The 13889-nt window shown below is 38.9% G+C and carries 9 protein-coding genes; 2 read left to right on the top strand and 7 right to left on the bottom strand.

Features of this window, described 5'->3' with window-relative positions; all coding sequences use genetic code 11:
• Positions 1-422: 422 nt before the first annotated feature.
• The 4 genes from I2E21_RS11760 to I2E21_RS11775 form a co-directional block, all read right to left on the bottom strand.
• Complete coding sequence (locus tag I2E21_RS11760) at positions 423-1781, bottom strand: citrate/2-methylcitrate synthase (protein ID WP_195411442.1); 1359 nt, start codon at positions 1779-1781, stop codon at positions 423-425.
• A 232-nt stretch (positions 1782-2013) separates the two neighbouring features.
• Positions 2014-4275 carry an alpha-amylase family glycosyl hydrolase gene (locus I2E21_RS11765; RefSeq protein WP_195411443.1) on the bottom strand — a complete coding sequence of 754 codons (2262 nt, stop codon included), beginning with the start codon at positions 4273-4275 and terminating at the stop codon, positions 2014-2016.
• 251 nt (positions 4276-4526) lie between these two features.
• Positions 4527-5345, bottom strand: coding sequence for a Cof-type HAD-IIB family hydrolase (locus I2E21_RS11770; protein ID WP_195411444.1), 819 nt, complete (start codon positions 5343-5345; stop codon positions 4527-4529).
• Positions 5346-5551: 206 nt separating this feature from the next.
• On the bottom strand, positions 5552-6652 hold the full coding sequence (locus I2E21_RS11775; protein ID WP_195411445.1) for a Tim44-like domain-containing protein: 1101 nt from the start codon (positions 6650-6652) through the stop codon (positions 5552-5554).
• Between the two features lie 315 nt (positions 6653-6967).
• On the opposite strand from I2E21_RS11775, the gene cysK reads away from it, so the two are divergent.
• A complete protein-coding gene (gene cysK / locus I2E21_RS11780; protein WP_022234578.1) occupies positions 6968-7900 on the top strand; it encodes a cysteine synthase A in 933 nt (310 codons plus the stop codon).
• A gap of 307 nt (positions 7901-8207) precedes the next feature.
• Here cysK and I2E21_RS11785 read toward each other — a convergent pair whose 3' ends face one another.
• Positions 8208-8645 carry an Rrf2 family transcriptional regulator gene (locus I2E21_RS11785; RefSeq protein ID WP_195411446.1) on the bottom strand — a complete coding sequence of 146 codons (438 nt, stop codon included), beginning with the start codon at positions 8643-8645 and terminating at the stop codon, positions 8208-8210.
• Positions 8646-9115: 470 nt separating this feature from the next.
• On the opposite strand from I2E21_RS11785, the gene I2E21_RS11790 reads away from it, so the two are divergent.
• Positions 9116-10414 carry an O-acetylhomoserine aminocarboxypropyltransferase/cysteine synthase family protein gene (locus I2E21_RS11790; protein ID WP_195411447.1) on the top strand — a complete coding sequence of 433 codons (1299 nt, stop codon included), beginning with the start codon at positions 9116-9118 and terminating at the stop codon, positions 10412-10414.
• Between the two features lie 176 nt (positions 10415-10590).
• On the opposite strand, the gene nrdG is transcribed toward I2E21_RS11790, so the two are convergent.
• Both nrdG and I2E21_RS11800 read right to left on the bottom strand, forming a co-directional pair.
• Positions 10591-11106, bottom strand: coding sequence for an anaerobic ribonucleoside-triphosphate reductase activating protein (nrdG, locus tag I2E21_RS11795; RefSeq protein WP_178587033.1), 516 nt, complete (start codon positions 11104-11106; stop codon positions 10591-10593).
• A 2-nt stretch (positions 11107-11108) separates the two neighbouring features.
• A complete protein-coding gene (locus I2E21_RS11800) occupies positions 11109-13475 on the bottom strand; it encodes an anaerobic ribonucleoside triphosphate reductase (RefSeq protein WP_195411448.1) in 2367 nt (788 codons plus the stop codon).
• Positions 13476-13889 lie beyond the last annotated feature (414 nt).

A 13889-nucleotide genomic window follows, 5' to 3' on the forward strand; every position in this document is an offset into this window, starting at 1 on the left:
AAAGTTTACTCAATTTTTTCAAAAATTGCGGGTTTGGGCAGCGCCCATAAAAATCTTCCGATATAACAATTTATCAGACGCAAACAGCCACGCTGTTTGCGTGCTAAAACTAAGTTTGTTAAAACAGGCGATAGCCTTTTATAAAAGAAATGATTAACTTTTCATTATATATCGAATGTCTTTTATTGTTGATTTCGCATTTAAAGTCTAACGCCGTTGTGTTCAAGCCGCCAAACAGCGAGCTGTTTGGCCATCGTTAGATTGCGTAAGCGGAAAGTATTTGTGGGCTTTGCCCACACCCACGACCTTTGAAAAGGTCGACCAAACTTTTATAATTGCTTGATAAAGCAATCAGCCAAACCATAACTTTTACGAAAAAATAGGCGGGTACTCTTTGCAAGTATCCGCCTAAATTTTTAATATTATCTTTTATCAAGTGGAGTATAATTCTTTGTTGTAGAAATACTCATATAAGCAGGACGGATAATCTTACCGCCATTTACGATTTCCTCAAGTCTGTGTGCGCTCCAACCTGCAATTCTGGCTGTAGCGAACATCGGTGTATAAAGCTCACAAGGAATGTCAAGCATACTGTAAAGCAAGCCGCTGTAAAAATCGACATTGGACGCAACGCCTTTATAAATCTTACGCTTTTTGCCGATAACCTGCGGAGCAAGTCTTTCTACTCTCTCATAAAGTTCAAAGTCCTCATCATAGCCTTCTGCTTTTGCAAGTTTTTGAACTGCGCCCTTAAGAATAATCTGACGAGGGTCAGAAATTGTATAAACAGCGTGACCCATACCATAGATAAGACCCATTCTGTCGAATGTCTGCTTTTCGAGTATTTTTTCAAGGTAATCTGCAATTTCTTCGTCATCTTTCCAGTCTTTTATGTGCTTTTTAATATCCTCAAACATATAGAATACTTTAACATTTGCACCGCCGTGCTTAGGACCTTTAAGAGATGCCAAAGCCGCTGCCGTTGCCGAATAAGTATCTGTACCGGAAGAAGTTACAACATGAGTTGTAAATGTAGAGTTGTTACCACCGCCGTGCTCCATATGAAGAATAAGCGCCATATCAAGAACTTTTGCCTCAAGCGGTGTGTATTTTCTGTCAGGACGAAGTAATGACAAAATAACCTCCGCTGTGGACATAGTAGGCTCTGCACGGTGAATATAAAGGCTTTTGTCACGGAGATAGTGGTTATATGCATGATAACCGTAAACCGAAAGCATTGGAAATACTGAAATAAGCTGAATACACTGACGAAGAACATTATCTACCGATGTATCATTAGGGTTATCATCGTAACAGAACAAAGTAAGTACGCTTCGAGCAATCGAGTTCATCATATCTTCACTCGGTGCTTTAAGAATAACATCACGAACAAAGTTCTGCGGTAAAGTTCTGTATTTTACAAGCAAATCCTTGAAATCCTTAAGCTGTGCGACATTTGGCATTTCGCCAAAAAGAAGAAGGTAAACAACTTCTTCAAAACCAAAACGATCATCCTCAAGAATACCGCCAACAATATCGTTTACATTATATCCACGATAATACAACTCACCGTCGCAAGGAACAAGCTTACCGTCAACTTCTTTATTCTGGATAATTGTGGAAATATCTGTAAGGCCTGTTAATACACCCTTACCGTCAAGGTCACGAAGTCCTCTCTTAACATTATACTTTGAATAAAGACTTGTATCGATCATCGAATTTGAGATCATTTTTTGTGCCAAGTCATGGATAGCCGGTGTGTTATCTGAATAACTGCCCATCAAAATCACTTCCTACAATAAAGATTAGTAAATTTATAATTACCATTAAAGAACATTATATCACATTTTAAAGCAAAAGAAAAGATACAAAATGCTTTAAAGTGTCTTATTTATAATTAAGATTATGTCATATTTATATACATTTTAGCAAAAATATTCATTTATCTGCAAATATATACAAAAAGAGGATGAATTTTACTCCATCCTCTTAGTTGTAATTATAATTATTTAATTACTTAAGATATGTACCGTTTGTACCGATCTTACCGTCAATGCCTGTGAAGCCTGAACCGCAAGCTACATAGCATCTCATGTTGGCTTTACCGATACTGCCTACTGTAAGTGTGCCGTTTGTAACAGTCTTAACATCACCTGTAACAGCGTCAATATACTTGCCGTTAGGAATGTTCTTGAATGTAGCGCCGCCTGAAATAGTTACAAGTGCAAGGCTGTCTACGCCTTCGCTTGAATTTGTATAACGGCGGATAAATGCCATATTACCAGTTACATATTCGCTGTCCTTTGTATACTGACCTTTCTGGAGAGCAGGTACTGCCCTACGAATCATATTCAGTTGTTTAAGGTGAACAGCAAGCGGAGAATTAAGAGTTTCGGCAACTGTTCCCGATGCGCTATATTCACCGAAATCAGTAGCTGAAACATCACCCTCAAGATAATCGCCGAAATATGCACGACCTAAAGTTGAAAGAGGAGCATTTGGACCAAGGTCTATACTTACACCCTTTTGGAATTCAACTTCTGAACCATAGTATAGACATGGAATTCCACGGAATGTAAAGAGAAGTGAAAGGTTTTCTGCCCAAGCCTGAGTACCGCCATTATAACGAGTATCCATATCAGGACCGTAGTCATGGGAGTCAACATAAGTTACATTCCATGTTGAATCATTATAATATGGATCCTCTTCAAGAGCACGGGTAAATGCATTGCTGGCAGTAGAGAAGTTCCAATGCATTGGGAAGTCAATAACGCCTGTGCCATTGCCCTTACTGTAATCAGGAGTATGATATGTAATACCATTAAGATAAACATTATCAGAAGTTGGCTGATTACTTGTAGATGAATTGCTTGCATAGTGAGCATTTGTAAGGTTTACATTTTCAAGCTGATCATCGCCGAGAGCATTGATATACTTGCTGTCTGTTTCTGCCCAAGTATAGAAAGGAGCAGAAATTGCAGGGATATTATGATTCCAAAACTCGCTTACACGAGTACAAACCTCGCCGAATACATAGAAATTCTTTCCGCCTGTCTTAAGCCATGATGGGAAATAGAACTGGTTAAGAGTAAGTCTTGATACATGCTTTTCGGTATCCATTCTGAATGCGTCAACACCCATGTTGATATAATCGCCGTAAACAGTGTTAAGATACTCTGCAACCTTTGGATTTTCTGTGTTTACATCAACGCAGTCACCGGCAATCTGTCCTGTCTGTACAGTTGGGCTTTCCCAGCTAAGGTCTTTATAATGATGATAGTTATTTTCCGTGTCATGATCGCCTGAATCAAGAGCCTTAGTATCCTTCATTATATTAAGTCTTGCCTGATACTGATAACCCGGAGCAAGACTGTCATAGTCAGGGAATGTTTTTGCAAAATCCGAATCAGGAATCGGAACCATACAATTAACAGATTCAAGATCCTTAAGTGTGTTATACTCTTTTGTAAACATAGGAGCGAGAGTAGCCTCACCAAAGTTACCTGTATGATTGATAACTATGTCCTGAATAATCTTCATACCTTTTTCATGTGCAGCATCGATAAGATCCTGATATTTAACATCGTCACTCTCATAACGAACATCAACAGTTGAGAAATCGAATGCGTGATAGCCATGATAGTCATAACCTGACGCATTTGTTACAACAGGAGTAATCCAAATTGCACTGAAGCCTAAAGCCTTGATGTAATCAAGTTTTTCGATAAGACCCTTAAAGTCGCCTCTCCAAGCAGGGTCTGAATCAGGGTTGTTAGCTTGCTGGTCGTCCCAACAATGAACATTGTTGCCTGTATCACCGTCATAGAAACGAGTTGTGATTACAAAGTAAATTGAATCTTCACGAAGATCCGTTCTCTGCCAGTCATCAAAATCATTCCAAGACTTAGAAGACCATCTTCCGTTTTTGTACCACCACTCGCCGCTGTTTCTTGTTGTTTCAGCAGACTGAGTGCCGTTTGTAACAAACATCATATTGATTTTTGTTACATTGTCGAATGTGTAGCAGTAGCTGTTATCACCCTCGGCGGTCATTTTAGGACCGGGGTAATCTGTTGCGATATTCTGCGGAAGGCTGTTCCAATAATAGATGTTCGGTGCGCCGTCTTCAGAATACACATGCACTTTAATACCGTCGTATTTAGCCTGAACTGACTCAGCATCGTCAACAGTAGCAGCCGAAACCGACACAATTCCCACTGTTGCCGCAATGCAGACAACGAGCATTAAAGCAATGAGTTTTTTTACCTTTGTCATAGCTTTTCCTCCATTTTCCGTTAAAATCAAAATTTAACATCTACATATAATTATAAAATAGTTATTAACGATTTTTTTTCTGATTTAGAATTATTAGAAATCTGTGCTTCCAAACATTTAATACTTGTTTTATGTAATTTATACAAAAAAGTGAACAAAGTGCTGTTTTTTTAAAAAGCAGACAGATTTTTCGACAAAGCAAAAAACTCTCCGATTAAATTCAGAGAGTTTTTATATATCACAACTACAAATTATATATTACTTTTCAAAACATATTTTTCAAGTGTTTTTGCAACTCCGTCATCATCATTTGACTCGCAGACATAATTTGCAATCTTTTTTACATCTTCCTCTGCATTGCCCATAGCAACTCCAAGACCCGCATAGCCAATCATAGTTATATCATTGTAATTGTCGCCAAAAGCAATCATCTCTTCGTTTGTAAAACCGAGTTTTTCAAGCAGCATAGGCAGCATAGAACCCTTTGTTACGCCAAAAGGCATAATCTCGAGGAAGTACGGTGCGCTCTTATACACATCAAGCAAACCGTCATAGCGTTTTGCAAGAATTTCGTTATATTTATCAATTTCGGCAGGTTCGCCCGAAAGTAAAAGTTTATTGATTTTTTCAGGAATATTCGCCGCAAAATCTTCCACAACAACCATTTCCATTTTGAGAATATCTCTTTCAACATTTGAATAATCATTCAAAGTGCCGCCTGTAATGATTTTCTTATCATCATAGGTATGAACAGAAAGATTTGATTCTTTCAACACACCGAGTATGTCGGAAAGGTATTCCTTCGGAAAATCCTTACTTACAATAGTTTGTCCGGTAGTACAATCAAGAATTTTTCCTCCGTTGAAAGCCATAATATAACCCTCATAGCGGTCAAGCAATAAATCTCTTGCAATGCTCTGAATCCCCATAGGATGTCTGCCCGAAGCGATTACAACCTTTTTGCCCATTTTTTGAGCGTCAATAATAGCGTATCGAGTGCGTGGAGTAATCTCTTTTTGAGAGTTAGTCAGAGTACCGTCAATGTCAAGTGCAATAATTTTGTAATCCATAATATCACCTTGTACTTAGAAATATTGATTAACAAATCATTTATTTACAATATAACACACAAGTTAAAAAAATGCAAGTATTTGATACATTATGTAAAAAACAACTTTGTTTATAGCTTTATTTTGCCATTATATAAAAAAATATTTACAGATTAAATACAAAAATCGGGACCGGAAAAATCCCGGTCCCGAACAGCAATAAAAAATTACTGATTATTATTTGTATTGTTTTGAGCATTGTTATCTTTTTCAATATAAATGCCTTGATCAACAGTATCGTTACGAATAGAAGAATATTCGCTGAGTACCCATGAATACTGACCTGTTGTAATTGTACTTCCGCAGTATTCGCACTTGCCGGAACTTGACATTTCAAGAGGAGCACCGCAATTCGGGCAACTGTGTGACTTAAGCGTCTGACTGTTTGCACTTGTGGTCTTAATGCTTGCATTACGGGCAAAGCGAAGTGTGTACCTCAACTCGTATCTTGCATTAGGATCTCCACGGAGAACCTGACCGGTCTTTTCGTTTATCTCATAGTCTGTAAGACGGGCATTGAGATAAACTGTAACATACTCAAATTCTTTATCTCTGCGATACGCTGTAAGATAAGCTGTACTTACGGCTACATTTTCAATCTTATTGATTACGCCGTTTGCAATCTTGCGATCAATCTGTTTTTGAGTTTGATTGTAGAGATTATCGTGTAAATAAATTCTTACAGGTGAAAGGTCACGCTTGCTCCAAGCGTCCTGAATGGTAACATATACATATCTTGAGAATGATAGGAAATCTTCTGCCGAGAAGTTCGGATCATTCTGCTTGATAAGGTCTGAAATCTGTGCCGTACGGTCAGGAAGTGTAATATTTCTGCCTGCCGACTGCTGAATTGTCTGTGATCTTCCAACAGTAGTAGTTGTTCTTTTAGTTGTTCTTTTGCTGTCCTTTTCGCTCCTTATCATGCTGTAAACAACTATACCGATAACTACAAGGAAAACAACTAACGTTCCGCCAAATCCAAGACCTTCTCCGCTGCTTTCGGAACTGCTGTGGTCTGAACTGTCCCAATCAGAACTGTCACCCCAATCGGAACTGCCGCCCCAGTCAGAGCTGCCGCCCCAATCAGAACCACCGCTGTCATAGTCATTTGAATCGCCGAAGTCAAGCGGAGGTATTCCTAAGTCCGCTGTTTGGTTAGTATGTACCGATTGATTACTTTCGACAGAAACAGCATTAACTGATGAAAAAGCTGTAAAAGCTATCACCGCCATAAGTACAGTCAGTACAATCGAAAAACATTTTTTCAAAGTTATACACCTTCTTTTAAATTTCACGGTAAATCCGTTTGCTTATTATTGCTCTAATTTTAACATATATTGTAAAAATTTGCAATTATATTTATAATTTTGTTTATAAAAAATCCCGTTGTATTTCTATACATATTGCATATCAGCATTAAAAATTCGATATTTATTATTTTTTTCGGAAATATTTATATTTAAGTGTTGACAATGCAATATTGCGGTGCTATAATAATACCTATAATTTATGTAGGTTTAATAAGGATTAAATTTCAATTACGGACATTACTATAAACATTATATTATAAAGGAGAATGCATTATGAAAATTTACGAGAAAATCACTGACCTCATTGGCAGAACACCTATTATGAAACTCAATAATTACTCTGCTGCACAGGGACTTGACACACCTGTACTTGCAAAGCTTGAATATTTTAATCCGGCAGGAAGTGTTAAGGACAGAGTAGCAAAGGCTATGATTGATGATGCGGAAGAAAAAGGCTTGCTTACATCTGATTCTGTAATCATTGAGCCTACAAGCGGTAACACAGGTATCGGTCTTGCAGCGGTAGCAGCCGCAAGAGGTTACAGAATTATTCTTACAATGCCTGAAACAATGAGTATCGAACGCAGAAATCTTCTTAAGGCTTACGGCGCAGAACTTGTTCTTACTGACGGTGCAAAAGGTATGAAGGGCGCTATCGCAAAGGCTGACGAACTTGCAAGTGAAATTCCGCACAGCTTTATTCCTGGTCAGTTCGTAAACCAGGCAAACCCTGCCGCTCACTTTGCAACAACAGGTCCTGAAATCTGGGAGGATACAGACGGCAAGATTGACATTTTTGTTGCAGGCGTAGGTACAGGCGGTACCGTAACAGGTGTAGGTAAATATCTTAAGTCAAAAAATCCAAATGTAAAAATTGTTGCAGTTGAACCGGCTACATCACCTGTACTTTCAAAGGGTGTGGCAGGTCCTCACAAAATTCAGGGTATCGGCGCAGGCTTTGTTCCCGAAACCCTTGATACTAATGTATATGACGAAATTTTCGCAGTAGAAAACGATGACGCATTTGCAACGGGCAAGGCTATTGCCCGTACAGAGGGTGTGCTTGTAGGTATTTCTTCAGGTGCGGCAGTATATGCGGCAACCGAGCTTGCTAAACGCCCTGAAAACAAGGGTAAGATAATTGTAGCGCTTCTTCCCGATACAGGCGACCGTTACCTTTCAACTCCAATGTTCTCAGATAAATAATTTTTAATATCTATCCCTTGTAATAAATTATTTAGGTATTTTTTAACAGACCACAAAGACGGAATTTTACTTCGGCTTTGTGGTCTGTTATTTTGGGCTTTTATCAAAAGTTTTTGGGAGAAATTTATGCTTTAGCTGATTATCGTTCAGGCAACAAAGTAACGCAAAAGCTAAATTTTCAAAACTAAACTTTGTGTGTTAAAACATTATTTGCCTAAACAATAAAAAACTAATTAACAAACAAAGCCATCTTTGACTGATAAAATCAAAGATGGCTTTATAATTTTTTCTATAAACTTATATACTATTATATTACATAGTCATTGCCAATGCTTTCGGCCTGATGGTCAATAATATCCTGAATTGTAATACTGTCAAGATACTTTGTAATGACTTCGTTAAGACCCTGCCATACAGGTAAAGTAATACATTCATCACTCATAGGGCAAGTATTCGGGTCATGGTCAAGACAAGCAACAGGAGCAAGGCTGCCCTCTGTAATGCGGAGAATCTCGCCTACCGTATATTGGTCGGGAGTTCTTGCAAGGCGGTATCCACCCTGAAATCCACGGTTTGTAAGTAACACATCGGCTTTATTAAGAATAGGCATAATCTGCTCAAGATATTTTTTTGAAATATTCTGACGAGCCGCAATATCCTTAAGTGCAATGTAACCGTCATTCTGGTGCATTGCCAAATCTATAAGCATTCGCAGTGCGTATCTTCCCTTTGTAGAAATTTTCAAATTAACACCACCTTTTACTAAGTATTTGCAAAAATATAGCATTCATCTATAACATAATAATAACATATATTTAGTAGGTTTTCAAGTTGTTTTTTATCCGATTTATATTTTAATTATCTTTCTATAGGTATATTGGCCGCTTATAATTCTACAAATATGTTATAAAACCGGCAAATTTTGCTCTAAAAACCTACTAAACAAATATATTTTTAAAAATTTAAAAAATAGTATTGACAACGGGTAAATTATATGATAATATACAATCACATTAAACCTATGTAATTAGTAAGTTTTAGCAAAGGAGAATTCTAATGCTTCTATTATTTGTAAATCTATTAAGACAGAACTACCGATACGGACGAATGTGCAGTACCTCTGGATGTTGTTGCTGACGCAACAAATACATTACTACATTATTTTTATTATAACATTGTAACAAACTAAATTAATTATTGAAAGAGGTAAATAAAATGAGCACATTAAAAGATAGAAAATTACACTTTGAAACACTTCAGCTTCATGTAGGACAGGAATCAGCAGACCCGGTAACAGATGCAAGAGCAGTTCCGATTTACGCAACTACTTCTTATGTATTCCACAACAGCCAGCACGCCGCAGATCGTTTTGCACTTAAAGATGCAGGCAACATCTACGGCAGACTTACAAACCCTACAGAAGATATTTTTGAGCAAAGAATTGCAGCTCTTGAGGGTGGTACAGCCGCTCTTGCAGTAGCTTCGGGCGCAGCTGCAATCGCATATACAATTCAGGCTCTTGCTAAAGCAGGCGAGAACATCGTAGCTGCAAAGACAATATACGGCGGCACATATAACCTTCTCGAACACACACTTCCTGCTTACGGCATTACAACAACATTTGTTGATCCTGATGAAGAGGGTGCTTTTGAAAACGCTATTGACGAGAATACAAAGGCTCTCTACATTGAAACACTCGGCAATCCAAATGCTAACCTTATTGATATTGAGGCTCTCGCAAAGATTGCACACGCACACAATATTCCGCTTGTTGTTGACAGCACATTTGCAACCCCTTACCTTGTAAGACCGTTTGAGTACGGTGCAGACATCGTTGTTCATTCAGCTACAAAGTTCATCGGCGGTCACGGTACGGCAATCGGCGGTGTAATTATTGAGAGCGGTAAGTTTGACTGGGCTGCATCAGGTAAATTCCCACAGTTTGCAGAGCCAAACCCATCATACCACGGTGCTGTATTTACACAGGCTGCTCCGGGTGCTGCATTTGTAACATACATCAGAGCAATTCTTCTCCGTGACACAGGTGCTACAATCTCTCCGTTCCACGCATTCATTTTCTTGCAGGGTCTTGAAACACTTTCACTCCGTGTTGAGCGTCATGTAGAAAACACAAAGAAAGTTCTTGAATTCCTTGTAAATCACCCACAGGTTGAGAGCGTAAACCACCCATCACTTCCAAACTCACCGTATAAGGCGCTTTATGATAAGTACTTCCCTAACGGCGGCGGTTCAATCTTTACTTTTGAAATCAAGGGTACAGAAGAAGACGCTAAGAAGTTCATTGATAATCTCCAGGTATTCTCACTTCTTGCAAATGTAGCAGATGTTAAGTCACTTGCTATTCATCCTGCATCAACAACACACTCACAGCTTAACGAGCAGGAACTTGCAGAGCAGGGCATTAAGCCAAATACAATTCGTCTTTCAATCGGCACAGAGCATATTGATGATATTCTCTTCGATTTACAGGAAGCATTTGAGGCTATTAAATAATCAAATCACATAATTCAAATATTTACGGACTGCATTTTATGTGCAGTCCGTATTTTGTTTATTATGGTTTAGTGCACAGTTTAAAGCAAATAATTACAAAATACTCTGTTGCTCTAACTTTTGAAAAAATCAGCAAAACACAAAACCTGCGTTATACTCAACAACGCAGGTTTTGTTTATATATCGTAATTTTCAACTATTCGATTACTTTCAAGGCTCTTTTTCACATCAATAATACGCTGATTTCTGCTTCCTCTGAACTTAAGCATCAGGCTCTTTTCTTCAAGTATAAATCTGCCGTCTATAAGGTAGTCCGTCTGTTTGAGCAAATCCATCCATTCGGGATGTTTGTCTGCTCCCTCAAGCAGCTTTTCGTAAGTATAGCCCGTGTATGTAACTACATTATAGCCGTTTTCGTGTGCAAGTCTGCCAAGCTCTGCAAATGCCTCTGCCTGACAAAACGGTTCGCCGCCCGAAAAAGTAAGTCCCTGCAAGAGCGGAAGTGACTTTGCGACATTGATTATCTTCTCAACCTTGCCGTCAAAGCCGCCGTCAAAGTCCCACGTTTTTTCGTTGTGGCAGCCCTCGCAGTGATGCGGACAACCCTGGCAAAAAACTGTAAGTCTGAAACCCGGGCCGTCAACTATGCTGTTTTTTATAACTCCTGAAAGTCTTATAATATCTTTACTCATAATTATGCTGTAATATCATCGGAAAAATCTTCCATACCGCAGCATTCGGAAACAGAGTGCTTTACCCTATCCCTTACCTCGGCTGCCTTTGCATTGTTAAAACGCTCTGTTGTACCTACAAGGTAGCCTGTAATTCTGCGGATACGCTCAAATCCCTGACCGTTCTTAGTTTCTTTTCTGCCGCACTGCGGGCAATAATCACCGATAATACCTGTATGTCCGCAAACAGGGTCACGGTCAACGGGGTGGTTGATTGCACCGTAGCCGATTCCGCTCTCTTTCATACAACGGATAACAGCCTCAAATGCGTCAATATTCTGTGACGGGTCACCGTCAAGCTCAATATATGAGATGTGACCGCCATTTGTAAGATTGTGATAAGGTGCTTCAATCTTAATTTTATCAAATGCGGAGATATTGTAATAAACAGGTACATGGAAAGAGTTTGTATAATACTCTCTGTCTGTAACACCCGGAATAATTCCGAAACGCTCTTTATCAATTCTTACAAATCTGCCCGACAAGCCCTCTGCAGGAGTACCGATAACACCGAAGTTAAGTTTGTACTTCTCGGTAGCCTCGTTCATCTTCTTTCTCATATAGCCGACAATTTCAAGACCGAGCTTTTGTGAAGTTTCGCTCTCGCCGTGATGTTTGCCTGTAAGAACCACAAGACACTCGGCAAGTCCGATAAATCCGATTGTGAGTGAGCCGTGCTTTAAAACATCTCTTACAGAATCGTTAGGAGTAAGCTTGTCGCTGTCAAGCCAAATACCCTGACCCATAAGGAAAGGATAGTTTCTGACAAGTTTCTGACACTGAATTTCAAAACGCTCAAGAAGCTGACCTACAACGAGATCGCACATTCTGTCAAGCTGTTCAAAGAAGAAGTCAATATTTTTATTTGAAAGAATTGCAAGTCTTGGAAGGTTAATTGAAGTAAAGCTAAGGTTTCCTCTGCCATATGTAATCTCTCTGTCAGGATCGTAAACATTGCCCATAACTCTTGTACGGCAGCCCATATATGCAACCTCTGTTTCAGGATGACCGGGCTTGTAATATTGGAGATTGTACGGTGCGTCGATAAATGAGAAGTTAGGGAAAAGTCTTTTTGCAGAAACTCTCATTGAAAGTTTGTACAAATCGTAGTTCTTATCCTCCGGATTGTAGTTTACGCCCTCTTTTACCTTGAAAATCTGAATTGGGAAAATAGGTGTTTCACCGTTGCCAAGACCTCTTTCCGTAGCGTAAAGGAGGTTCTTCATAACAAGTCTGCCCTCCGGAGAAGTATCTGTACCGTAGTTAAGTGAGCTGAACGGAATCTGTGCGCCTGCTCTTGAATGCATTGTGTTAAGGTTATGGATAAGTGCCTCCATAGCCTGGAAAGTAGCCTTATCTGTTTCAGCCTCGGCATGTTTAAACGCAAAACGCTGAATTTTCTCGGCAACTCTGTCTTCAAACTTTTCTTTAAGAAGTGCAAGCTCCTCCTTTTTATAATTAGGAGTCTGATTTTCGAGTGTCGGCCATTCGCCGCTTGCCTCCTCTGCCTTTTCGCAGATTTCTTTTACTGTAGCGTCAGGATCTTCGGCATCTGTCAAAAGTTCAATTGCTCTTTCAAGATTGATTCTGTAACGCTTTCTGTATGTTTTCTTAACGCCCGGAGCCATTGAGTAATCAAAGTTAGGCACACTCTGACCGCCGTGCTGGTCATTCTGGTTAGACTGAATTGCAATACATGCAAGTGCCGAATATGACGCAATGTCATTAGGTTCTCTCAAATAGCCGTGACCTGTTGAAAAACCGCCTTTAAAAAGGCTTACAAGGTCAATCTGGCAACAAGTTGTGGTAAGTGTAAAGAAATCAAGATCGTGAATATGAATATCACCGTCACGATGAGCCTTAGAATACTTAGGGTCGAGAATGTACATTTCATTGAACTGTTTTGCGCCCTCTGAACCGTACTTGAGCATTGTACCCATTGCAGTATCACCGTCAATGTTTGCGTTCTCACGCTTAACATCGTTATCTTTAGCTGATTTAAAAGTAAGGTCCTCATAAATCTTCATGAGCTTTGTGTTCATTTCACGCACTCTTGTACGCTCTGCACGGTAAAGTATATATTCCTTTGCAGTTCTTGCATGACCGTTTTCAATAAGCACCTTTTCAACAGCGTCCTGTACCTGCTCAACTGTAGGAGCCTTATCTCCGCACTTTTTCTCAAGTAAATCTCTTACCTGTACCGAAAGTGCTTTTGCGGCATCATAATCGTTACCGCCGATTGCCTGTGCAGCCTTATAAATGGCTTGTGTTATTTTTTCTGTGTCAAAATTCGCTTCTCGTCCGTCACGCTTAATAATTTTTGTTATCATTTCTCTTCCTCCGTATTTATAACTCCTATATATATCTATATTTAGTGTTACTTTTATAATTTTCACTATATATTGTGGTATATGTATTGCCGAACACAAGTTTTATTCTATCATAAAGAGGCGTTTAATTCAATCGTCAAACTGACAAAAACAGATTTTTTTATTTGTTTAATTTGAGCAATTTTTTTAGGATAATTACAAATTAGAATATTACAAAAATTTTCTATAATATGTGACCGTTTGTTTATATCGCCACAATATATTGTATATTGTTCTTATAATTAAACACTGACATAAAATCAAAACAAAAAGCAATCGGGCCGCTTTATGAAATGCTCCCCTTTTGTTAGACAATGAGGTATAATATAAATATACCGTAATTAAAACTAACGAAAGGGGGCATTTTTATGCCAA

Origin of the sequence: Ruminococcus sp. BSD2780120874_150323_B10 (genome assembly GCF_015553695.1) — a bacterium.
Taxonomy (GTDB): domain Bacteria; phylum Bacillota; class Clostridia; order Oscillospirales; family Acutalibacteraceae; genus Ruminococcoides; species Ruminococcoides intestinale_A.